A 23,729-nucleotide genomic window follows, 5' to 3' on the forward strand; every position below is an offset into this window, starting at 1 on the left:
CATTTCAGTGGAACCAATCTATCAGTTTGACGTAGAAACCGAGGCAAAAGTTACAAAATGGTGCCAACACGGACGGAGCCCTATCACTAATCGCCGATCGTTCGCCCTCCTCCACCGGCCGACTTTTAAAACATTTGTAAGAATTATGATGCTTCTTTTATAAAACATCTCTAGTACACTAGGGTTATCGCTTTTGTTGGCGCGCAAACGAAAGTCATTATCTCTGGCAAGGTGGTCGAACATGCAAACCTACAATGTCCTCGTCGTCGACGACGATGCCGAAATCGTGGAAGCCATCAGCATCTATTTGAAAAAAGAATATTTGAACGTGTATGCCGCCTTTAACGGGCTCGAAGCCCTGCAAGTGCTGGACAAACAAGAAATACATCTGATTGTGCTGGATGTCATGATGCCCAAGCTGGACGGAATCGAGGCAACGCTGCGAATCCGCGAATCCCGAAACATCCCGATCCTGATCGTCTCCGCCAAAACCGAGGACGCCGATAAAATTATCGGCTTGAACGCCGGGGCCGACGACTATATTAGCAAGCCGTTCAATCCGCTTGAGCTAACAGCCAGGGTAAGGTCCCAACTAAGGCGCTATACCCGGCTCGGCGATTACAAGCCGACGGATGAGGTGATCAGCATCCGGGGACTCGTTCTGAACAAAAACATGAGGACGATTACCGTCGATGACGAAGAGGTGCGCCTGACCGCCACTGAATACAAAATCCTGGAGCTGCTGATGGAGCATAAGGGGCGCGTGTTTTCCATCGACGAAATCTATGAGAAGGTTTGGAAAGAGCCGAACTTTAACGGTGAAAATACGGTGGCCGTCCATGTCAGGCGAATCCGCGAAAAAATCGAAATCAATCCGCGCGAGCCAAAATATTTGAAGGTGGTATGGGGCATTGGATACAAAATCGAAAAATAACCGGAAGGTCATTTGGGTCCGCTTCCTGCTTGTCGGTCTGGTCGGGCTTGCTCTTCAGCTTTCTGTGGGGCTCTACCCAGATCGGGACTACATATACGGCAATCCTTTTTTATACAAAGACGACGGCCCGTTCTGGAACATTCAAGTGGAAAGAAACGTATCCGATATCGCAACCTATTACTGGAAGTTTAACAACGCAGAACCGCTTGATGCGGGAGAACCAATCGGCGAAGAATTGCTCCGGCAGTGGAAAGAGGATTTTGATTATTTGACCGGCGAAATGACCGGCCAAGCCGGGCAAGCCCTTGAAGCACAGACGATCCCGTTCACCGAATGGACGACGGCTACTCCCTCGCTGTCTGCCTCCTTGCTCGCTCTGCAGGAGAAAACGGGGAAATGGATGTCGGAGGAATGGAACAAGGAAGTCCCGGAAGCTTGGCAAACGTACGTCCAGGAGCGTTCCAAACAGTATTTCGCCGAAAAAGCCAATGAAAAAGAAGCCTTGAAAAGAACGGTAGATCGTCTGGAGCCTGTCGTCAAGTATACAATTAAAGACAATCGTCGTAACATGACGTTTTCCAACCGGGAAAGCGGGCCGGAAGGAAGCCGGCTTCCGCCGGATACGGATACGGTGCGAACAATCTCGTTTCCGATCAAGGACCGAGCCCTGTTGGAGAAATGGGGACCGAATAGTCCCATGAGCGAATTAAGCGCGTTTTTCAACCAAAACCAGTTGGAGGGCAGCTTTACGTTCCATGCTAATGCGGAGCCTACCGAGTCGGTTTCCTCGATGGACTTCATTATCTCCAAGGATTACACGCGTCTGCTCGCTATCCGGAAGCAGCTCCCCTATGAAATAGCAGGCTTGTCCGCCGCCGTTCTCGGTATCGTTCTGCTTCTGGGCTACGAATGGACCCAACGGGGAGCCGCCGATCGGCAGTACGGTCGCATCATCGCCAGGTGGCAGCGTATCCCGGTCGACCTCCGGGCCGCTCTATTCGCTGCCGTTCTCATTACCGCGTTCGGTTACGGACGGACGATTTATGGTTGGGGAATGCACTATCCCCTGTTCAGACCCGTGTTCCGCTGGGCGCTATTCTCTCTGCTGGGTGCTTATGCGGGAATTTCGGTTTGGGATGGGCTGCGGCTTTACCGGACGAAGGGAGCGCTTGCCGAGCAATGGCGAAGCAGCTATACGCTTTATGTGTGTGGCCTAATCAAGGAAACGTTCGTCCGCAAAACGATTTTGCTGAAAGCGGGGCTCCTGTTTATGTCTACGGTGCTCGTAGGTTTGGCCCTATTGGCTGTCGCAGCCGACCTTCAAGGATTCCGGCTGCTCTCCATTTTTTATATAGCGTCCTATCTGCTAATCGGCATACCGTACTTCCTAAGAAAAGCAGCGGCGCTAAACGTCCTGCTCGCCGGGCTGGACGAAATGGCTGCCGGACGCCTGAACCTGACGTTCGCGGAACGCGGGAACGGTACGCTGTCCCATATGTTCCGGCAGTTGAACAATATGAAGCAAGGCATGCAGACCGCGCTGGACAAACAGTTGAAGAGCGAAAAGCTGAAAACCGAGCTGATCTCCAACGTTTCCCACGATTTGAAAACGCCGCTTACTTCGATGATCAATTATGTCGACTTGCTGAAGCAAGAGGACGGCGTCCGGACCGGCGAGTCGGTACGCTACATTCAAGTGCTGGAAGGCAAAACGAAACGGCTCAAGGCGCTCATCGACGATCTGTTCGAGGCATCGCAATTGGCGAGCGGCACGGTCGTACCGGTTATGGAGACGGTCGATGTAGCCGCGCTGCTGCAGCAGACGCTCGCGGAATGCGGGGATAAGATCGCAGAGTCCGGTCTGCAATTCCGGGTCCAAGTTCAGCATCCGCATCTGTACGCCCGGCTCGACGGCAAAAAAACGTGGAGAGTGTTCGAGAATTTGATCCGCAATGCGCTGAGCTATTCGCTGCCGAATACCCGCGTTCATCTCGCTCTGACGGAGCAGGAAGATAGCGTTATCTTTCGCATCCATAATATTTCCGCTTACGAGATCGATTTCGATCCAGAGGAGCTGTTCGAGCGTTCCAAAAGGGGCGACGCTTCCAGGCATACGGAAGGGTCCGGACTCGGACTGACGATTGCCAAGAGCATAGTCGAGCTGCAAGGAGGATCGATGCACATCGGCATCGAAGGAGATTTGTTCAAGGTTTCGGTCCATTTCTTAAAGGGAGACGGCCCGGGAACCGAAGGATGAGGCTTAGAAGACCATGGGCGGAACAGCTTTGCCGCAGGTTCGCGCGCAGCCGGCTCTTATGGCCGATCTTGCTGCGCGCTCAGATATTCATGAATGAGTGAAGCTTTTGGAGCGACAACCTACCTATCCGGAAATGTAAAGGTATAATATAATCCATGTAAAGCCGGGCTTTCAGTGGGCGACTTCTAACCCGAGGTGACGGATGTATGCTGGTTATTTGGGCTTACTGTCTTGTAATCTTCATTCTGGCGCTTGTCATATACCGAATTTTCCGTTATCGCTTTACCAAGCTGAATAGAGAGAATTTAGGGCTCTTGATCATTGCCGGATTGTCCTCTATAACCGCCAATTTCGTCCTGTACGCCAAAATACTGTTTCTCCTATCGTTCGTCGTCCTGCTGTCGATGTTCGTCGCCGCGGCGTTTAAACGCAAGTAGTCGGCGGCAGCAGCAGAGCTCTTCGCCCTGGCTTGGCCCCGACCAATCCGGCGTATGCCTCCCCCCTTTTTTACAAGGGCTCCGATTGCTCGGGCGGCTTATCGTACGATCATTCCGCCTTGAAGACGTAGCTCGACAAAGGCTTGATGCCGTGTTGTCGCTGGGCGGCGTCCAGCAATTCAATCTCGGCCTCCATCAGGGTCGTCAGCCTAGAAGGGAGCCGCTCGATGGCTGTCAGCTCGGCGCGGTGCTGCTGCAGCGTATAAGCGACCTCCCATTCCCCATCTTGCAGCTGCGGGGAGTACACGGAATCTTCGGCGACGACGGTCCACCCGGCCGCTTCCGCCAATGCCCGGAGCTGGTTCGGCGTGAACAGCGTGCGCACGTTGGAGATACTCTCCTTCTTCCAGGCTTCGTACTGGGCTTGAATCAAGACTGCCAGCAGATGCGGATACTGCTCCGGATGCGCAATCCGGGCGTCCCATTCGGCAAACAGCAGCTTGTTCCCCCACTCTCTGGCCCTCTTGAAAACATCTGCCAGCTGCTCGGCCGACTGAAAATACCATGAACAATGAGACAACACGACGCAGTCGAAGGAATGGTCGGAAAACCGCACATCCGGACTCGACGGATCGGTTTCAAAATCGATGCGGATCCGCTCCCCCAGCGGAGACTGTTTCAAGCGCTCCGCGGCCTCGCCCAACGTCGAAGGGCTGCCGTAATCGGGAGAAGCGATATCGATGCCGTGCACAAGCCCTGTCTCGCCGGTCAAATAAGCCAACACAGCGGTCGTGTCGCCCTGTCCGCAGCCGATTTCCAGTATCCGCTGCCCTTTCCCGACGCCCCAGAACTCGGCCAGTTTCAGCCGATGGGCCGTCTGGATGCGCTGAATGGCGGCCCCCTCGACGCTGCTATTCATGCAATTGACAATATATTCAATGGGTTTGATAATCCAAAGCCTCTCCTTTCAAGTGTAATCGCCAGTCAAGCGCAAATCCGCATAAATCCGTCCCCTCCGGCGAACAATATGGAAAAACATGCATGCGAAGGGAGCGATTACCGATGAGCGATAAAGAAATTACGGAGCAAACCGCTTTTATGATTGCAGGCATTCCGACGCCGCCGGACCAAGAAAATATCGGTTCTACGGACGGGATCAGCGAGGCGGTGGAGGCCATGATGGACAAGATCGAAGATACTTTTTATTCCGAGGACGCCCGGCAAGAAAACGATCGGGAGTAATCTCCACCCGTATTCTTCCCTATCGGTCCGGCTGGTACAAAGTCAGAACGGCAAGATCCCTCTGACTTTGTACTAGTCCTCTTCCGCGTGCTCCGCCCGTCCTTGCCCTTTGCGGAAGCCGCCCGGCGACACGCCGAAGCTGCGCGTAAACGCCCGGGTAAACGAATAAATATCCGGGTAGCCGACAGACAGCGCGATCTCGGTCACCGTCAGCGAGCTGTCCAGCAGCAGCTGCTTGCCCCGATCCAGGCGCATTTTCGCCAAATAGCGCGAAGGAGGCATGCCGACCTCCTTGGTGAAAATTTTGGACAAATACGTGCGGTGCAGCCTGACGTACTTGGCCACATCCTCGACCGAAATTTTCTCGCCATAGTAAGCGTGAATGAAATCGAGGCTCTGGCGCACCCAGTCATGGGCCGTATGCGGAGGATCGTAGTCTTTGTCCGGCAGCAGCTTGCCGAAGATGCGGTACATGAGGCTGTACATCGTCATCAGATGCTTGCGGCTGTGCCCCTTGCAATATTGAAACATCTGCTGCAGCACGATCTCCATATCTTTATCGACGACAGCGCGGCGGTAAGGCCGATCTTCGGCAAAGCCGGTCATGGCCAATATTTGCCGGGCCTGATTGCCGTCGAACGTCATCCATGTCATGCGCAGCGGCCGCTCCCCGGGCACAATCTGATAAGAATAAATCGTATCCGGAAACTTGCAGAAAATATCCCCTTTGCCTAAAACCACCTGCTGCCCCCCATAAAAAAGCTGCACCTGCCCCTCGCGGATAAAGTGCATGTTGCAATAAGGCGTCTGCCGCGGACCGTTCCGGTAGACAGGTTTTGCGATGTTGGTGCCGATGCGCACCGGCCAGACGCCCCCCAGCTCGTCAAAGCCGTCCGGCTTGAACAACCACATGTCTATAAACTCCAACGCCGTCTCGTGCATCGGATCGCACCGTCCTTTATGAAAGCGCATACCCTACCAAATGCTAAAAAGTGACTACTGCATGTCATTTTATAAAGCGCCGGGACCCGGTATGATTCAGATAGCGGCCGTCGCAATGCTAATTACGTTTTATCGTACCTGTTTTTCGTACCGGTGTACAGATCGATGCCTGGAAAGATCGCTTATATTCCATGATGGAGGGGCTTCTATGAGGAAACAAGGTACGGCGGCTTTAGCGCTTTCCCTACTTGTGCTCGGCTTCACGGGCTGCTCGACTGCAGGCGGCGGATCGGCGCCGGGCGAACCGGCTCCCGGCAAAGCCGCTCCGGCCAAAGAGCCGGACCCGGTGACGCTGAAGCTGTTCACGCACCAGCCGGTGACGGCGGATGATTTTCAGCTGCTCATCGCCGACCCGGTCAAGAAAAAATACCCGTATATAATCGTGGAGCTGCTGCCTTACAAATCCACCGATCTGGAGAACGTCGTCGCTTCCAAAGAGCAGTTCGACCTGATCACGATCTGGAACGGCAATATGAATCCGAACAAGGAGCTCGGCATCTTCGGCGACATCACGCCGCTCACCAAAACGGCCGGCTTCGATCTCGGGCGCTTCGATCAAGAGGCGCTGAAGACGCTGCGGTCGTTGTCCGATCAGGGCGAATTGTACGGTTTGCCATACAACATGCAATTTAATGCTTTGTACTACAACAAGGATCTGTTCGATAAATTCGGTGTTCCTTATCCGCAGGATGGCATGACCTGGGATGATACGCTGGCGCTCGCCAAGCGGCTGAGCCGCAACGAAGGCGGCGTCCAGTACAGCGGCTTGGGCATGGATGCCTGGAGCCGTCTGACGTATCCGCTGTCCCTGATCCCCGTCGACGCCAAAACCAACCGGGCTGCGGTCAACAGCGAACCGTACCGGAAAGCGTTCTCGCTCGGAAAGCAAATTTTTTCCATACAGGTCAATGCCGCCAATTTCACAACCAACGACTTTATTAAGGAAAAGCGGCAGGCCATGCTCGCCAGCGTCAATCTGCTCGACCTGCTGTCCAAGTCCGAAGGACTGAACTGGGATATCGCGCAGTTCCCCAGCTACAAGGAGACGCCGAACATCTATGGCATGTACGACCTGCACGTCATCGCCATCAGCAGCACGAGCAAGTATAAGGATGCGGCGATGAAGGCGCTGGAGGTGCTGTTCAGCGACGACAATCAGAAGATCAGCACCCGAAAAACAGGCAGGGTCTCCCTGTTGACCAATCCGGACATCCGCAAGGAGTTCGGGGCTGACAATCCGATTCTGAAAGACAAAAAGCTAAACAGTATTTTCAAGAGCACGCCGGCCTTTGCTCCACCGTTCTCCAAGTTCCAAAGCAAAGGCAGCGAAGTCGTGCTGAAGCATTACAAGGATTTCCTTGCCGACAAAAAGGACTTGAACACGATGCTGCGGGACGCCGAGGAAGAAATCAACCAATACATTAAAACGCAATAAAACGCAATGAGACTTGACCGTACAGGAGGAGCACAACCATGAACGTATCTACCTCGTTAAACGTATTCGACGCCTCGATCAGCCATCCCGAAGCCGTCCGCCGGTGCGCCGCCGCCGGATTCGCTTCGCTGGACATGAACTATTGGGATCATCAGCAAGAGATGCTGCGCCTGACCCCCGGTGAAGAGGAGGCTTGGGCGCAGCAGATCCGCGACAGCGCGGACGCGCATGGCGCACGCTTCACCCAGATGCACGGCCCGGTTCACGGGCCGCGGTTTTCCAAGCTGGCGGCGGGCCTTACGCTGGAATCGTTCGGAACGATGGCGGAACGGTCGCTCCGTACCGCCGCCATCCTCGGCGTACCTTGGGTCGTCTTCCATCCGTCATGCATCACCGGCGAGCAGGACGAGAATTACCGGGAAGTGCTGGACTTTAACGTCCGGTTTTACGCCCGCCTCATTCCCGTAATGGAAAAGACGGGCGTCGGCATCGCGCTGGAAAACATGTCCGACGGCCGTTATTGTTCCTCGCCGCAGGAGCTGGTCGAGCTGATTGACACGCTGAACCACCCGCTCGTCGGGGCTTGCTGGGATACCGGGCACGGCCATAAGCAAAAGCTGGAGCAGGCGGCCGGCATCGGCGCCCTCGGTTCGCGGCTGAAAGCGACGCATATCCAGGACAATAACGGGATCGCCGACCAGCATCTGCTTCCGTATCAAGGGACCATTCGCTGGGACGAGGTCGTGCAGACGCTCAAGCGCATCGGCTATGAAGGCGACTTTACGTACGAAACGCACAACAGCATCCGCAATTTGCCGGACGGTATCCGCGATGCAGGATTGAAATACGCCTGCGAGTTGGGGCGCTATGTCATAACCTTGTAATTCGAAGCGAACTGAATAGAAAGAGAATTTAACCGGGTGGGAGAGAAACGGCATGAAAATTTATTTGATCCGCCACGCCGAGCCGGATTACCCGAATCGGACAATTACCGCCGCGGGGCATCGGGAGGCGCAGGCATTGGCCGAACATTTGCAGCTGCTCGGGGTGGACCGTATTTACAGCTCGCCTGTGGAGCGTGCTGTCCATACGATGCAGTATACGGCCGCGCTGCTCGGCGTGAGCCCTACGATCGAGCCCTGGACCCGGGAATTGAACTGGCAGACGCCGGATGCCGGAGGACAGCCGATGGCGGCCTGGAACATACCGGGCGAGACGGTAAGGGCCGCCTTGCCTTTTCCCGGCCGCGACACCTGGGCCCAGTACGCTCCTTACGGGGATTATGCCCGGGATTACGAAACGATCTGCAGCGCCTCCGACGCTTTTCTGGAGCGCCTCGGATACGTTCGGGAGGAGGGCCGCTACCGGATCGCGGCGCCCAGCCGGGATGCCGTCGCCGTATTTTGCCACCTCGGCTTCGGCCTGACCTGGCTGTCGCACCTGCTGGAGCTGCCTTTCCCGCTCGTCTGGAGCGCATTCTGGCTCGCCCCCAGCTCGGTAACGACGATCGTGTTCGAGGAGCGGAGCGAGCAGTGGGTGGTTCCCCGCTGCACCGGTCTCGGATGCGTAGCCCATTTGCATAAAGCCGGACTCCCCGTCTCGACTATGGGGCTGCTCGCCAATCACGATTGAATCTAACGAAAGCCCCCGAATTCGCCTTAAGCGGTTCGGGGGCTTCTGAATGGAAATCAGTACAAATAATCGTCCAGCTCGCGCATGGAGCGGATGCGGCCGATCGTCGGCACCGCCCGCCGTTCCAGCTCTTCCATACGCGCGTTATAGGCCAGGAAGGGGATGCCGGCTTGCTCCGCCGCTTTGCCGTCGATCCACGAATCCCCGACGGCCAGCCAATCGCCGGCTTCCAGATGCGGATAATGGCTGCGAAGATAGACGATGCCGGACGGCGACGGCTTCAGAGCGGTCATCTGCTCGCGCCCGGCGATATGCTCGAAGCAGGACGCGATGCCGGTACGATGCAGCGCCTCAAGCGCGGCTTCCAGCGCATTGTTCGTCAGAACCGTCAGATGCGCTCTCCCCCGCAGCCGCTCCAGCATGTCCGCTACGAACGGCTCCAGCTCCGCACCGTGCATGCCTTGCCGCTCCCCTTTCACGACGATGTCCCATACCGCCGCCTCAAGCTCGTCCGTCAGCTTTTGCGTCAGCCGCGCCGTCTCGATCAGCGTTGCGATCGTATGCTCGGCGGCCGGGAAGCCGCGCGGCAGTATGCCTTCTTCGGCCAGAAGCCCGAACAGGTCGCGCTTGATTCCCGGGAAATCGATTGCGGAGCGGAGCAGCGTATTGTCCATATCGAATAAAATCGCTTTGTAGCGTAAAATCCGCGTCATCCGATTTTATCGAGGAAGGCGAGCAAACTGTCCATATTCGTGACGTATAAGTCCGGCTCCGTCTCAAAACGGTGCGTCTGCACATGCTCGAGCCAATGAGCGCCTACCGTAAATACTCCGGCCCCTTTGCCCGCCCGCATGTCCGCTTCGCTGTCGCCGATGAAGATCGTTTCTTCCGTTGTCGATCCGAGCGCGTTCATCGCCGTGAGCACGCCTTCCGGATCGGGCTTCGGCCGCGTCATCTCGTCGCCGGAGACGGTTACGCCGAAGTAGCGCTGCATCCCGAGACGTTCCAGCGAGATGTCCAGCGTCGCCCGTCCCTTGCCGGTAACGATACCCATCCGGTATCCTCTGGCATGCAGCAGATCGAGCAGCCTGATCATATCCGCATTCGGCTTCACCCGCAGATCGTGCTCTTCGCGGTACAGTTTGTAAAACAGCTCGACCCCTTCCTCAGCGGCAGCGCGGTTGCGCAAATTCAGGCGGATAATGTCGGCTTCGGTCGGTCCGAACATGGCGACAACCTCGGCTGCAGTCAGATCGACCCCGTCATGGTTCCGGAACGCTTCACCGATGGCATGAATGCATATCGGGAGCGTATCGGCCAGCGTGCCGTCAAAATCGAACAGGATGGTTGTAATAGAAGACATACCGGGAACAACTCCATTCATATCCGTAGTAGGCTTGCCAGAAAACGCAGATTGCTTAAATGTCATTAAACGAGTACGGAGAGTCGACGACGCTGATAAGGTTTGTATACCCAAATCGGCTGCGAGCGACGCGCGCCAGCTTATGTTTACGGAACATCCCGCGTGTACAGCAAAATCCCGCTGCGCCGCTGCCAACCGTTATTGGCCCAATAACGGTTGCCGATCTCGTTGTCCTCCAGCGTGAAGAGGTGGCATTTCTCAATACCCGCCGCTTGCAAACCGGCGAGGCTGAGCGCTACCATACGACCGGCCACTCCTTTTCCCCTCACTGCCGGATCAACCGCCACGTGGTACAGAAACCCGCGCCGGCCGTCATGCCCGCACAGGCTTGTGCCCGCGACTTTACCGTCCTGCGTGGCGACGAAACTGAGCCCCGCATTGCGGCGAAGAAACGATTCGATATTCGCCTCCGAGTCCGCTTCGCTGAGCACCAGCCCTTCCGTCCGTTCCCACAAGTCGATCATCGACCCGTAATGGGCTATCGTCATCTCCGTGATTTTCAGTTCTTGCATGCCTGTTCGATGCCCCTTCCCGTTAGGCGAAACCTCGTGTTGGATTTGTGTGTTCGGTTTATTCCCCGCCCTTGTCGGACAAGCCCAGCCAGCGAAGCAACATGTCCTTGTGCCGGGGAAACGCGATCTGCTCCAGAGGGATCTCCTCCGGCGCGAACCAGCGAAGCTCCATAGACTCGTCCGACTTGACCAGTTGGCCGCCGACCAGACGGGCTTCGTAGAAGACCGTGCATACGTGCTTCCCGCCCAATGCGTCCAGAAGCCGCACGGGTTCCACCAACAGCCCCGTCTCCTCGAAAACTTCGCGCATCATGCACTGCTCCATCGATTCGCCGCGCTCGGCCATTCCTCCGGGCAAAGCCCACATCCCGTAACCGGGCTCGATGGCCCTCCGTTCCAGCAAAATGTTCCCCTGCTCCGCCAAAAGCGCCACAGCCCCGACCGATTGACCGGGGTAGAACGTATAGTGTCCTTCCGGACAATGCCGGTAGCTCTTCCCCATCACATATGTGCCGGTCAGCGCTGTGCCGCATACGGGACAATACGCATATTCCTGATCGTTCATCAATCCGACCTTTCTCCGCGCCAATGCAAGCTTCCCTTGAATGGAACGACGTTTTTTGCAGCAAAACTCTATATCTTATTGTGCACGATCGGGTGATCCGTTGTAAACGATCTCTTGATTATTTTCCCAACTCGAACTCCTTCGGCGTACAGCCCACCAGCCGTTTGAACGTTTTGGCGAACGATTTCGGATCGGAGAAGCCGACGGCCTCGGCAATCTCGTACACCTTCATCTCGCCGGAACGCAGCTTGCGCTTCGCTTCCTCCATGCGGATTCGGGTCAGCGTCTCGCTCAGCGACTCTCCCATTTCCTTGCTGAACAGGTCGCTCAAGTAGCTGCGGCTCAGCTTCACATGATCGGCGATATCCACAGTGCCGATATTGCGGCCGTAATGCTCGCGCATAAATCGGACCGCCTTGCGGATGAACGGATTTACCGGCTCGCTACCCCCGCCTTCGACAAGCGGCTTTGCCCACAGCTCACGAGCCGTTTCCGTTACGAACGCGCAGAGCGGATCGACATGCGGGATGCTGCGAATCCGGTTGAGCGACTCGAGAGCGGCATCCTCCTCCGCGCCGTAAGCGTGCTGGTGCTGACGGGCAAAACCGAACGCCAGGCCGAGCATTTCGATCAGAAAGCTGCGCAGCTTGGCCACATTGGGCCGCTGCCGCCTAATCGTCTCGGCCAGCATCTCGCTCCAATGAACCGCCGCCTCCCGGTTGCCGTTCGAAACCGCCCGCAAGAAGTCGTTGCGTTCGACATGCGGCAGCGCCCCTTCCGTCCCTACCCCGTCCGGTTCCGGCGCGTTCGTTACAAACCGCTCGGGAGTTCCGTAGAAGCGGGCATGAAGCTGACGCTCGTACGCGGACAGCGCTTCGGAGAACTGTTCCAGCCTGGACATGGCCGTTCCGAGACAGACGAAGCAGTCGGCCGTTCCCGGGGACGACTCTTTCATCCGCGCGAACAAATCCCGTGCGCAGCCGTACATCCAGTCGTGGCGCTCCTTCTCCGATGCCGACTTGGCGAAACCGTACAGGACCAGCCAGGAACGATCGTCCCACTTGACGACTGCCCGGCAGTCGGGCAAATCCCATTCATCGACGGCAGGCAGCGCTCCGGAATCCCCATCGCCAACGATCCATACCGCGAACGCTCCGCTGCCCGGAGGAAACAGCTCGGCCTCCAGCCGTTCCCGGCCACTCCCCGTCTGCGCGTAGTGGCGAAGCGCTTCCGCGAGCCGGTACGCATCGGATTGCTGGAGACGGTCCCGCCACTCGGCAAGCACCCGCTTCGTCTGCCGTTCCTCCTCCAGCTTCCCGCGTACGGTTCCGAGAATCGCCACCAGCTCCTCCGGCTCCATCGTCGGCTTCAGAATATAGTCCTGAGCGCCCAGCTTCATTGCTTCCTTGACGCAGGCAAAATCGTCCAGGCAGCTCAGCACAAGCAAGCCGACATCGTCCCGGATCGCCTTCACCTCGCGCATCAGCTCCAGTCCGTCCATGCGGGGCATGCGGATATCGGTAATGACGATATCGACGGGCTCGCGACGGAACAACTCCAGCGCCTCCAATCCGTCGGACGCTTCGCCGGCGAGCCGGAAGCCATGCTGCTCCCAATCGACCAGCGAGGTCAGACCGATACGAATAATCGGTTCGTCGTCGACGATCATAACGTTCATGCTCAAGACTCCTCCGTTCGGTGTATCGGCATCGTCAGTCTTACCGTCGTGCCTTCGTTCGGCTTGCTGAACAGCTGCATCCCGTAGGCAGGCCCGTAATACAGCCTGATTTTATCGCGAATGTTGCTCAAGCCGATCCCGCTCATCCGCTCTTTAGCTTTGGCGCCGGGCGTCTGCGTTTCCGACGCGGCCAGCGACGGCTCCATGCCCTTGCCGTTGTCCCGCACCTCGCACAGCAGCATGTCCCGGTCCAGCCAGGCTTTGATCGTAATTTCGCCTTCCTTGGCGCTGTTTTCCAAACCGTGAATAAGCGCATTTTCCACCAGCGGCTGCAAGATCATTTTCGGTACGAGGCATAACGCGGCAAGCGGATCGATATCCAGCTCCATCCGCACCGTGTCCCCGTAACGGAACGACTGGATCGACATGTAATCGCGGATCAGTCCGATCTCCTCCTTCAGAACGAGAAAATCCCCTTTCTTGCCGAGGCTGGCCTGGAGCAGACGGACGAGCGCGCTGACGGCGTCAGATATTTGCGGCGTTTTGTGGATTTTCGCCACCCATTTGATCGTATTCAGCGTATTGTACAAAAAATGCGGGTTCAGCTGGTATTGGAGCGCTTCGATCTCCGCTTCCTTCTTCAGCGATTCCTCCTGCTTCGCCTGCTTGATGGTCTCCTCCAAACGATTGAGCATCTGGTTGTAGCTGCCCCCCAGCTCGTCGATCTCGCGCAACCCCCCGGACGTCCAGTACGCCTTCAGATCGCCCGACTCGGCCCGCTTCATCAGCTTGCGCAGCAGGCGGAGCGGCCGGGAGAACAGCTTGGAGAATACGAACGAACTAATTAGCGACACGGCCAGCAAAATCGAAAAAAACACAAGCACCGTGTTACGCAGCGTCGCTCTCAAGGACAAAATGTCCGTGTTGGGCGCCTCCAGATAAGTCATCCACGCCTGCCCCGGCACGGTCAGTGGCCGCTGGGACAGCCATACGTCCTCCTCGCTGCGCACATACGGCTCCTTGTCGGCAAGAAACAGCGTGGAGCCCCGACTGTCGGAGGGAGCCCTCCGGCCGCTCTCGAAAAGGACTTCGTCGGTCGCCGTATCCCACAGCGTCACATCGGACAGCGATTGATCCGTGCGGATCTCATCGAGCATTCGCGGCAAATCCATCATAATCTTGATATAACCGACAACGACAAAGTCGCCGGGATTGTACAACGGACCGATCCAGCCGATGCCGCCGCGGCCTGCGGGCTGAACGATAAAATCGCTGCGGTTGGCCGGAATGCGGTCGCGCTTGTCCTCGTAGTCGAACGGATTGCCGTTGGCGCAAAACGAAACGCTTCCTTCGATCGCGAAACATACGTCCGTTATGCTTTTATGGTACTCCAGCTGAAAGGCCGCCGAGCGGACGATCGCCTCCTTGACAAGTCGGGAAGCGGCGTCGCCCGTCATCCGGCCGTCGCGGCTGGACAGCACCAGTTGGGCGACGGCGTCGCTTTGCAGCCAGCTCCGGTACATGTACTCCAGCTCGCGCAGCTCCCGCTCCAGCCGCCGCTGCACCTGATCGTGCTTCTTGACGACGGCCGCCCGCCACTCGGTCTCGGAGCGTTCGGAAGCGTGCATATAGAAGATCGTCAGCGCCGCAAACACCGGAACCGAGCCGATCAGAAACAAATAGACGAACAAGCGGAGCTGGAAGCTGCGGAACGGCTGCGAGCCGAGCCAACCGAACAATCGTTTCATAGGTCACCATATCCAAGTGTATTCCATTCGTAGGCAGCCGCACTATTCCAGTAGAAAGTCGCGAATGGTGATCGCGTCAACTTCATGAACACTTCCAGTTACTTCGACAAAGGGGCGGCATATTCCTACCCGCTACGCCATCAACATGGATCGAATAAGCGCTTCAACGAGAAAAGGCCCGGTTTCCCGGGCCCTCCTCTGCTGCGTGCCTATTTCGTTACACGCCTCGATACAGGCGTCGTTTGCATGCGATATTCGCTCATCCGGCATCCTGCTTTTGCTTCGCCCCGGTGAACTGGCTGTTGTACAAATCGCTATAAAACCCGTTCAGGGTCAACAACTGCTCGTGGTTGCCCTGCTCGATCACGCGGCCGTGATTCATGACCAGAATCAGGTCCGCGTCGCGAATCGTGGACAGCCGGTGTGCGATGACGAAGCTGGTACGGCCTTTCATCAGGTCGGTCATCGCCTTCTGAATATGCGCCTCGGTGCGGGTATCCACGCTGCTTGTCGCTTCGTCCAGAATGAGAATCGCCGGATCGGCCAAAATCGCCCGCGCGATCGTCAGCAATTGCTTCTGTCCTTGCGACAAATTGGACGCCTCTTCGTTCAATACGGTGTTATAACCGTCTGGAAGCGTGCGGATAAAGTGGTCGGCATATGCCGCTTTCGCCGCCTGCACGATGTCTTCCTCCGTAGCTCCGTCCCGCCCGTAGGCGATATTGTCGCGAATCGTGCCGTTGAACAGCCACGTATCCTGAAGCACCATGCCAAACATGCTCCGGAGACGGCTGCGCTGCAGCTCGCGAATATCGGTACCGTCGATGGAGATGGCTCCTCCGCTGATCTCATAAAACCGCATAAGCAGATTGACAAGCGTAGTCTTCCCGGCTCCGGTAGGTCCGACGATCGCAACCGTTTGTCCGGGGGCAATGTCGATGGACATCCCTTCGATCAGCGGAGCGTCGGGCTTGTAGCCGAACGATACGTCGCGGAAGGCCACATGGCCTTCCGGCCGGCCGGAAACTGCCGCCTTGTCGGTCTCCGGCACTTCCTCCGTCTCGTCCAGCAGCTCGAAAACCCGTTCGGCGGAAGCCAGCGCCGATTGAATCAGGTTGGCGATGTTCGCCACCTGGGTAATCGGCATCGTGAACTGCTGCGAATATTGAATAAACGCTTGGACGTCGCCGATCGTGATCGCCTGGCGAGTGACGAAGATGCCTCCGACGACGCAGACAAGCACATACCCGATATTGCCGACGAACATCATGAGGGGCATAATGATGCCGGATACGAATTGAGCCCGCCAGCCGGCGTCGTACAGCTTTTCATTAATGCCGTTAAACGTCTCCACCGATTTCCGTTCATGCCCGAACGCCTTGACGATCGTATGCCCGCCATACATTTCCTCGACGTGGCCGTTAAGCTGTCCGAGCGTCTTCTGCTGAGCGGCAAAATACTTTTGCGAACGGCCGGCGACATTCTTGGTGACGAGTATGCTGAGCGGCAGCGTGATGATTGTAATCAGCGTCAGCAGCGGGCTGATCGTCAGCATCATGACAATAACGCCGACAAGCAGCACCAGCGACGAGATCAGCTGCGCCAGCACCTGCTGAAGCGTATTGCCGATGTTGTCCACGTCGTTCGTGGCCCGGCTCAATATTTCCCCGTGCGTACGCGAATCGAAATATTTCAAGGGCAGCCGGCTCAGTTTGTCCTGCACGTCTTTGCGCAGGGAGAAGACGATTCTCTGGGCGACGCCGGCGACGATGTACTGCTGGATGAACGTGAATAAGGCGCTCAGCACGTACAGGCCGATCAGCAGCAGCAGAATGCGTCCGATCTCATCGAAATCGATGGCGACGTTCAAGCCCTTCATCTTGGCCATTGCGCCCTCGAATAAAATCGTCGTCACGCGCCCCATAATCTTCGGGCTGACGATGCCGAAAACGGTACTCAGTACGGCAGCCAAAAGGACGATCAGCAGTTGCCCTTGGCGCTGCTTCAAGTAGCCGAGCAGCCGCTTCATGGCGCTTTTGGCATCCTTGGCCTTCTGTACGGGCATGCCCATCATGCCTCCGCCCCCCGGGCCGAAGCCCGGACGAGGACCGCCTCCGGATGGAGCATTGCTTTTGTGCCGCTCGCTCATGCGCTCTCCTCCTCCGATAGCTGGGACGTCACGATCTCGCGGTACACGTCGCAAGAGGCAAGCAGCTCGCGGTGCGTGCCGATCCCGGCCACCCTGCCTTCATCCAGCACGACGATGCGGTCGGCCTCCATGATGGTGCTGACACGCTGGGCTACGATCAGCAGCGTGGCTTCGGCCGTTTCCCTCTGCAGGGCGGCCCGCAATTTGGCATCGGTCTTGAAATCCAGCGCCGAGAAGCTGTCGTCGAACACATAGACGGCCGGCTTGCGCGCGAGCGCCCGGGCGATCGACAACCGCTGCTTTTGCCCGCCGGAGAAGTTGGTCCCGCCTTGCGAAACGGCCGAATTCGTGCCTTCGGGCAGCTCCGTAATAAACTCGGCAGCCTGGGCCACCTCGGCAGCGTGCTCGACATGCTCCCGCGAAGCGGAATCGCTGCCGAAGCGGATATTGTCGGCGATTGTACCCGAGAACAGCACCGCCTTTTGCGGAACATAGCCGATCATTGCGCGAAGCCGTTCCTGCGACAAGCCGCGAATATCTTTGCCGTCAATCCGGATGCTTCCGCCGCCCACGTCGTAGAAGCGCATCAACAGATTGACGAGCGTGGATTTGCCCGAGCCGGTTCCGCCTATGATTGCGGTAACTTGTCCAGGCTGAGCCGTGAACGATATGTTCCGTACGGCGGGCTGTTCCGCGCCGGGATACCCGAACGTTACATCGTCGAATTCCACGAGCCCCCGGCCGGAGCTTTCCGGTTCGCGGGTTTCCGGAGCGTCGACGATGGACGGCGAGGCATCCAGAACTTCATTGATCCGTACGGCGGATGCCGACGCGCGCGGAATCATGATGAACATCATGGAAACCATCGTCAGCGAGAACAAAATTTGCGACGCATACTGGGTGAAAGCGATCAGATCGCCCACCTGCATATGGTTGTTGTCAATGCGAATGCCGCCGAACCACATGATGGCGACGAGGGACAGGTTAAGCAGCAGCAGCATAACCGGAAAAACGACCGACATGATCCGCGTCACCCGGATCGCGGTATCCGTCAGGTCGGTATTGGCCGAGCCGAAACGTTCCCGTTCCCGCTCCGTGCGGTTGAAGGCGCGGACGACGCGAATGCCGATCAAGTTTTCGCGCAGCACGAGATTGAGTCTGTCCAGCTTCTTCTGCATCGCGCGAAACAGCGGAACGCCCTTCGAAGCGACCAGCGTAATGACGCCGGCCAGCAGCGGAATGACCGCCACGAGCACGAGCGACAGCTTCGCGTCCTTGGAGACGGCCATCACGATGCCGCCGACAATCATTAACGGGGCGTTCAGAAACATGCGCAGGAGCATAAACAGCACCTGCTGAACTTGGGTAATATCGTTCGTGGTACGGGTAATCAGCGAAGCGGTGCCGAACTTATCGAACTCCTGCAGCGAGAAACGTTCCACGTGGCCGAATACGTTGCCGCGAACGATTTGGCCAAAGCCTGCGGCCGTTCTGGACGAGTAATAGGCAGCCGCCACGTTGCACAGCGTCCCGACTGCGGCGATCAGCAGCATAAGCCCGCCAATGCGCAAAATGTAGCCGGTGTTGCCCTCCATAACGCCAACGTTGACGATATCCGCCATCAGAGTCGGCAAGTAAAGCTGCGAAATCGATTGCAAAAACATGAGTACGACGACCACGGCAATCCACGCGCGGTAAGGCTTCAAAAAGCGAAACAGCTTAAGCAAACCCATTCACACTCCTATTCGTTATCCGAAAAACGCGGAAACAAGCCCTATACGATACTCGCCAAATCGTCGGCAAAGGCTGCGGTCGGAATCCATATGCAATTCAAGCATATCAGGCCGGAAAACGGGACATCCCCCTTCTTTTCTTTATAACACTTTACCGCTTACTATAAACCGTCGATAACAAAAAAAAATCGGTCGACGGACCGATTCCTTTTGCCAGCTTTTTTGCTTTTTTTGTTCGGCTCGAGCGGATTCCGCTTCGCTGCCTGTTCAAGATCGGATTATTTCGTTTTTTCCTCGGCTATTTTCTTGTTGGCCGTTTCTTCCGCCAAGCGCAGCGCCGTATTGATGTCGACCTTCTTGTTTACGACTTCCCAGAAGGCGGCATCCAGCTGCTGGGCGGCGATGACGTCATACTTGGAGACGAACGGCGGAGACGGGGCGATATCGTTCGCCAGAAACGCTCCTACGTTTTTCCCCTTCAAATAGTTGCGGTCCGCGCCGAACTGCTGCTTGATGTCCGTATTGGTCAACACCGGAGGCTCTCCTCCCCGGGCCCGCTGAAGCTGCACTTCGTCGGACAGAAACTGGGCGATGACGGAGAACGCCTCTTCCTTATGCTTGCTCGTGGAGGATACGTACAAAATCGGGCCGAAAACCTGCATGCCTTTGCGCGGAGCTTGCGAAAATGTCGGCATCGTCACCATATCCCAATTCATATCCAAAGTTCCCAAGGTACTCATAATATTCGTCACCGAATACATGGCCAGCGTTCTATCCTTCAGGAAGGCATCGGAGGCGTTGCTCTTCAAGTTCTGCATGCCTTCGAGCTCGTAAAACCGCTTCATCGTATCGAACCAGTTTTTCCAGCCATCCGTATTGAAGACGGCCTGATCGTTTTTCACTAGCGGCAGCGACAGCTGATTGTACTGCAGCTGGATGCCGGAGGCGAACTCGAATCCGCGATATTGCACGCCGCCCTCTTCCCGGGTCAGTTTTCTGGCCAATTCGTATACTTCATCGTAGGTGATGCCGTCTTTCGGATAAGCGACCCCGAACTTGTCGAAAATGTCTTTGTTGTAATAAAGCGAGGCGTTATTCATCGTAATCGGCAGACCGTATATTTTGTTATTGTTGAAATAAGGCTTGAGTCCTTCCATAGCAAGCGGAGCGATCCGGTTCAGGTCGAACTTCCGGCTCTGGATCAGCGGCGCCATATCGTACAGCAGGCCCAGCTGTTCCAAATCGAACGTAAACTTTGCCCCAGAACCTTGAATGAGGTCGGGGGCGTTCCCCGAGGCGACCAGTTCCTTGAGCGTGGAGCCTTTTTCGTTCTTCACATTCACGAGCGTAATGTGGGGAAACTTTTTTTTCATCGGCGCGACCCACAGATCGTTCCATAAAATGTCCGCATAGTTATTCGGATTGAATACCCGGAGCGTGACCGGCTCGGGCTCTTTTTGCACATTCGCGCCCTGCTCGGGCCTCGTCTCCTTGACCTCGCCGGTCTTCTGTCCGCACGCTCCCGCCAGTAGGGCCAGCGTGACGAGACCGACTGCGGCCAAATGTCTCCGGCGCCCTTTTCCCCTTGCATGCTTCATTTGCAATCCCCCCATATATGTAAGTCCGTATCAAAAGCGCACGACGACCTCCCGACGCTTGCAGGCAGCGCAAAGGCCGACGGCATGCGGTTTGGCTATGCGCCGCCCTTGTCCACGGCAACCTTCAATCGGGCACCGGGAGTCACGCATCGCCCGGCGAGTACGTCCTCTTCCTTAAACACCGCCATCAAAATGTCCATATCCAGCTTTCTTTCGCGATCATAGATGATGTAAATCGTACCGTCCGCGGCTTCCGTACCGTCCGGGTAGGATACATTCTCCCGTTCGTCCAGCAGCAGCCCTTCGGTCCAGGTCATCCCATCGTCCTCGGATACTTGCGCCGTCAAGTGGCTTCGTCCGTTAAAACCGTAATGGTTGACGAGCAGCAATCGTCCGGAGCGGAGACGACGTATATAGAAGCGCGAATTCGGTCCGCCCAGCCGGGTCGGCTTTCCCCGGCTCCAGGTTAAGCCCTTATCCGTCGAGTGGCTCTCCCCGATGCCGTACGTGGTGCGGACGAGCATCCGCAAGCTCTCGTCTTCATGCTCGACGATCATATGCTCGTCGAAGAAACGGTTGGGAACGTTCGCTTGGCCCCGCAATGCGAAGCTCTCCCCCTGGTCTGTCGATACGTATACGTTGGAAAAGCGCTCCTCGGGCAAGCTGTCCATGCCCGAAAGACGGATAGCCCATTGGACCGCCCATACCGCCGTCGGGAACAGCCACTCCCCAGAGCGGAGCACAGTCGGCTTATTCATCATAATGCCGTTGGCGATTCGTCGGGGCGCGCTCCAGATGCCGTCCGGCTCGTCCGGGTCGTCAAGCAGGGAAGCCCACACGCCGCACCGCCCGTCGTACATCTCGAAGCTTTGCGCCCAACACAGCCAAAGCCGGCCGAGCGGGTCGATCCATAGACAAGGATCGAAAGCGCGCACTTTTCCAGGCGGATCGATCACGAGCCAGGGAACGGACCAGGTGCGTCCATCGTCGCCGCTGTGGACGAGCACCACATAATTGTCCGGGCCCTCCCCGTCGCCTCCGCTGTAATAGGCGGCCCAGAGCCTCCCCCCGGGAGCGCGTTCTATCGTAGGAATTCCCTGAAACTTGCGGGATTTCGCTGCATACTTTTCCCCGGGCGCCAGATTCGGCTCCACAGGCTGCAGCGCAAGCTCCCGTTCCTGCAATTGCATATTCGATACATCCTTCCCGATTTGATCGATGCGCTCATCAGGGCAATCGCAGTAGAAAAACGGCGGCAAATCGAGGCTGCCCACCCGCTGCCTTCACTCGCTAGCTCCGAGCGCTCCAGCCGGTTCGTTTCCGTTCCGGCCTTTTGCAGCTTTAGTATAGCAACTGTTTCGCCGGCCGTATTTAATCGGTTCGAGCAATCTGGTGTGCAGTATCGCGCATCCTTTTTCGAACCCCCTCATAAACGGACTGGCACATCGTCACGACCGAATAGCCGATTTCGACGAACGGCCCATCGAACAGGGCCGTGCGGAAATCGACTGTCGTCGGGAAGGCGGGCTTGTCCCAGCTTTTCCATGAAGATCCGATCTGTCGGCAATCCAAGCAGCGCGACGAACTGCCTGCTGCGGCAAGGGACATGCGGCTGTTCACTACAACCCAAAACGTCCAGCTCCTTAATCGTGAACAGGCAGTGCGGCTGCGGACGCCTCGCAAGTTTCTTTATGCTTGCGGACGTATTGTAGGGGAGACAGACCTGTGGCCTTGCGGAACGCCCGGCTGAACGTGTGAATCGACTCGTATTGCATCATTGAAGCGACCTTCGTTACCGTTCCGGACCCTTCCTCCAGCAGTTCCATCGCTTTCAGCCATTTGCGCTTCGTGTAAAAACCGCGTAGATTATCGCCGAGCTCCTTCACGAACAGTCTGGACAGATGGGGCAGACTGTAGCCCGACACTTCGGAAACCTCCTTGAGGTCCTGAATGTACAGCAGCCGCTCGTCGATATAGCGGACAGCGAGGTATACCGCTTTCTTCGCGCTGTCCTCGCCCGTTTCGCGATCCGGGTGTCTCTCCAGATCCTCGATCTTTTTAAGCAGCGCATGCTGGTTCCACTTGCTGCCGAGATAGAAATCGCTGGGCGCCGCCGCAGGCAAACCCGGGGTACCTCCCGATTCCAGTCCCGCTTTGTCCACGATGACCCTGAACCGCGCTGCGGCCGTAACACCGCGTTCGGCCAGTACATCCTCCTCCGTGAAGACGGCCATCACGATTTCCATATCCCGGTTGCGCTCGCGGTCATAAATGACATAAATCGTTCCGTCCGCCGCTTCCGTCCCGTCGGGATACGATACGTCGCTTCGCCCGTCGAGCAGCAGGCCGTCCGTCCATGTAGCCCCGTCGTCCTCCGACAATTGCGCCGTCAGGTGGCTGCGGCCGTGGAAGCCGTAATGATTGACGAGCAGCAATCGTCCCGAGCGCAGCCGGCGAATGAAAAAGCGCGAGTTCGGTCCGCCGAGCCGCGTCGGTCTGCCGGGACTCCAGGTGCGACCTCGATCCAGGGAGAAGCTTTCTCCGATGCCGTAAGTCGTTCGGACGAGCATCCACAGGCTGCCGTCGCAGCGCTCGACAATCATATGCTCGTCATAGTGGCGCTGGGGCACGTCGGCCCGACCGCGAAGCTCGAAGGTTTCTCCTTGATCCGCGGTAGCCAGCACGTTGGAAAAGCGCTCCTCCGGCAAATGATTCAGGTACGAATTTTTGTTTTCCCATAATGCGACCGGAAACAGCCATTCTCCCGTCGACAGCACGGTCGGCTTGTTCAGCATGACGCCGTTGCCCAGCCGTCTCGGCTTCGACCAGCGCGGCCGCGCTTCCTCCGGATTGTCGCATAACGCCGCCCATACCCCGCATCTGCCGTCGTAAAGGCCGTAGCTTTGCGCCCAGCACAGCCACAGTCTGCCCAACGGATCGATCCAGAGGCAAGGATCGAAAGCGCGCACTTTCCCGACCGGGTCTACCGCCAGACAAGGGCTATCCCAGGTCGTTCCGTCATCGCCGCTCGTAGCGAGCAGCACGTAATTGTCCGGGCCTTCGCCCTTGCCGCCGCTGTAAAAAGCCGCCCACAACCGACCGCCCGGGGTACGCTCGATCGCGGGTATTCCCTGAAACATGCGATGGGCGGCCGAATATCGCTCCGCCGGGCCGGTTTCCAGCTCCACAGGCTGAAGTGCAAGTTCCTTCATATCGATATCCATGTCTCAAGCTTCAGCCCCTTTTTGATAACGCTTTCCTTTATTGGTGACGTGGAAGCCGGCGCGGCTGGCCTCCTGTAAGCGCGTCTTTTTTGCAACAGTATACCATATCCGGGGCTCCGCGTATTTGACCGTATCGTTCAACTCATTGTGCAGCAAGCGG

At 57.1% G+C, this 23,729-nt stretch carries 21 protein-coding genes; 7 read left to right on the forward strand and 14 right to left on the reverse strand.

Annotated features, from left to right (window positions below; translation table 11 throughout):
* Window positions 1-241: 241 nt before the first annotated feature.
* The 3 genes from ABD796_RS17305 (at window position 242) to ABD796_RS17315 (ending at window position 3,628) form a co-directional block, all read left to right on the forward strand.
* A complete protein-coding gene (locus ABD796_RS17305) occupies window positions 242-934 on the forward strand; it encodes a response regulator transcription factor (RefSeq protein ID WP_344909738.1) in 693 nt (230 codons plus the stop codon).
* Entirely contained in the window at window positions 912-3,191 is a 2,280-nt protein-coding gene (locus ABD796_RS17310) for a sensor histidine kinase (RefSeq protein WP_344909742.1), read from the forward strand. Before ABD796_RS17305 ends, ABD796_RS17310 begins: the two co-directional genes overlap by 23 nt.
* A gap of 206 nt (window positions 3,192-3,397) precedes the next feature.
* The gene (locus tag ABD796_RS17315) at window positions 3,398-3,628 is read left to right on the forward strand and encodes a hypothetical protein (protein ID WP_344909746.1); all 231 of its coding nucleotides are present in this window, start codon (window positions 3,398-3,400) and stop codon (window positions 3,626-3,628) included.
* A 109-nt stretch (window positions 3,629-3,737) separates the two neighbouring features.
* Here ABD796_RS17315 and ABD796_RS17320 read toward each other — a convergent pair whose 3' ends face one another.
* Window positions 3,738-4,547, reverse strand: a complete 810-nt coding sequence (locus ABD796_RS17320; protein ID WP_344909750.1) for a class I SAM-dependent methyltransferase — start codon at window positions 4,545-4,547, stop codon at window positions 3,738-3,740.
* A 143-nt stretch (window positions 4,548-4,690) separates the two neighbouring features.
* Here ABD796_RS17320 and ABD796_RS17325 point away from each other — a divergent pair, with 143 nt between their 5' ends.
* Complete coding sequence (locus ABD796_RS17325) at window positions 4,691-4,870, forward strand: hypothetical protein (RefSeq protein ID WP_344909753.1); 180 nt, start codon at window positions 4,691-4,693, stop codon at window positions 4,868-4,870.
* Between the two features lie 72 nt (window positions 4,871-4,942).
* Here ABD796_RS17325 and ABD796_RS17330 read toward each other — a convergent pair whose 3' ends face one another.
* Window positions 4,943-5,812, reverse strand: a complete 870-nt coding sequence (locus ABD796_RS17330) for an AraC family transcriptional regulator (RefSeq protein ID WP_344909756.1) — start codon at window positions 5,810-5,812, stop codon at window positions 4,943-4,945.
* 208 nt (window positions 5,813-6,020) lie between these two features.
* Between ABD796_RS17330 and ABD796_RS17335 the strand changes: the two genes are divergently transcribed.
* Genes ABD796_RS17335 through ABD796_RS17345 form a run of 3 tightly spaced genes read left to right on the forward strand, consistent with a single transcriptional unit; the run spans window position 6,021 to window position 8,939 of the window.
* Complete coding sequence (locus tag ABD796_RS17335) at window positions 6,021-7,307, forward strand: ABC transporter substrate-binding protein (RefSeq protein WP_344909760.1); 1,287 nt, start codon at window positions 6,021-6,023, stop codon at window positions 7,305-7,307.
* A gap of 38 nt (window positions 7,308-7,345) precedes the next feature.
* The gene (locus ABD796_RS17340) at window positions 7,346-8,191 is read left to right on the forward strand and encodes a sugar phosphate isomerase/epimerase family protein (protein WP_344909764.1); all 846 of its coding nucleotides are present in this window, start codon (window positions 7,346-7,348) and stop codon (window positions 8,189-8,191) included.
* Between the two features lie 52 nt (window positions 8,192-8,243).
* Window positions 8,244-8,939, forward strand: coding sequence for a histidine phosphatase family protein (locus ABD796_RS17345; protein ID WP_344909768.1), 696 nt, complete (start codon window positions 8,244-8,246; stop codon window positions 8,937-8,939).
* Between the two features lie 56 nt (window positions 8,940-8,995).
* Here the strand turns inward: ABD796_RS17345 and ABD796_RS17350 are convergent, their stop codons facing one another.
* The 12 genes from ABD796_RS17350 to ABD796_RS17405 all read right to left on the reverse strand — a co-directional run bounded on the left by ABD796_RS17350 (window position 8,996) and on the right by ABD796_RS17405 (window position 23,569).
* Window positions 8,996-9,652 carry an HAD family hydrolase gene (locus ABD796_RS17350; protein WP_344909771.1) on the reverse strand — a complete coding sequence of 219 codons (657 nt, stop codon included), beginning with the start codon at window positions 9,650-9,652 and terminating at the stop codon, window positions 8,996-8,998.
* Entirely contained in the window at window positions 9,649-10,302 is a 654-nt protein-coding gene (locus tag ABD796_RS17355; protein WP_344909774.1) for an HAD family hydrolase, read from the reverse strand. The genes ABD796_RS17350 and ABD796_RS17355 overlap by 4 nt, the downstream gene beginning before the upstream one ends.
* 146 nt (window positions 10,303-10,448) lie before the next feature.
* Window positions 10,449-10,874 (reverse strand): GNAT family N-acetyltransferase, encoded by a 426-nt coding sequence (locus ABD796_RS17360; protein ID WP_344909777.1) that lies wholly within the window; start codon window positions 10,872-10,874, stop codon window positions 10,449-10,451.
* A gap of 58 nt (window positions 10,875-10,932) precedes the next feature.
* Entirely contained in the window at window positions 10,933-11,439 is a 507-nt protein-coding gene (locus tag ABD796_RS17365) for an NUDIX hydrolase (protein ID WP_344909780.1), read from the reverse strand.
* Window positions 11,440-11,557: 118 nt separating this feature from the next.
* Window positions 11,558-13,117, reverse strand: coding sequence for a response regulator transcription factor (locus ABD796_RS17370; protein WP_344909782.1), 1,560 nt, complete (start codon window positions 13,115-13,117; stop codon window positions 11,558-11,560).
* Window positions 13,118-13,119: 2 nt separating this feature from the next.
* Window positions 13,120-14,865 carry a sensor histidine kinase gene (locus ABD796_RS17375; protein ID WP_344909785.1) on the reverse strand — a complete coding sequence of 582 codons (1,746 nt, stop codon included), beginning with the start codon at window positions 14,863-14,865 and terminating at the stop codon, window positions 13,120-13,122.
* A gap of 259 nt (window positions 14,866-15,124) precedes the next feature.
* Window positions 15,125-17,014, reverse strand: a complete 1,890-nt coding sequence (locus ABD796_RS17380; protein WP_344909787.1) for an ABC transporter ATP-binding protein — start codon at window positions 17,012-17,014, stop codon at window positions 15,125-15,127.
* A complete protein-coding gene (locus tag ABD796_RS17385; protein WP_344910303.1) occupies window positions 17,011-18,741 on the reverse strand; it encodes an ABC transporter ATP-binding protein in 1,731 nt (576 codons plus the stop codon). The genes ABD796_RS17380 and ABD796_RS17385 overlap by 4 nt, the downstream gene beginning before the upstream one ends.
* 284 nt (window positions 18,742-19,025) lie before the next feature.
* Window positions 19,026-20,345 (reverse strand): ABC transporter substrate-binding protein, encoded by a 1,320-nt coding sequence (locus ABD796_RS17390; protein WP_344909791.1) that lies wholly within the window; start codon window positions 20,343-20,345, stop codon window positions 19,026-19,028.
* A 95-nt stretch (window positions 20,346-20,440) separates the two neighbouring features.
* Window positions 20,441-21,535 carry a sialidase family protein gene (locus ABD796_RS17395; protein ID WP_344909794.1) on the reverse strand — a complete coding sequence of 365 codons (1,095 nt, stop codon included), beginning with the start codon at window positions 21,533-21,535 and terminating at the stop codon, window positions 20,441-20,443.
* A gap of 181 nt (window positions 21,536-21,716) precedes the next feature.
* Window positions 21,717-21,965: a hypothetical protein gene (locus ABD796_RS17400; RefSeq protein ID WP_344909798.1), complete on the reverse strand. Its 249-nt coding sequence runs from the start codon at window positions 21,963-21,965 to the stop codon at window positions 21,717-21,719.
* A 23-nt stretch (window positions 21,966-21,988) separates the two neighbouring features.
* Entirely contained in the window at window positions 21,989-23,569 is a 1,581-nt protein-coding gene (locus ABD796_RS17405) for an exo-alpha-sialidase (RefSeq protein WP_344909801.1), read from the reverse strand.
* Between the last annotated feature and the right edge of the window lie 160 nt (window positions 23,570-23,729).

This window comes from Paenibacillus hodogayensis, assembly GCF_039536325.1.
GTDB classification, from domain to species: domain Bacteria; phylum Bacillota; class Bacilli; order Paenibacillales; family NBRC-103111; genus Paenibacillus_AB; species Paenibacillus_AB hodogayensis.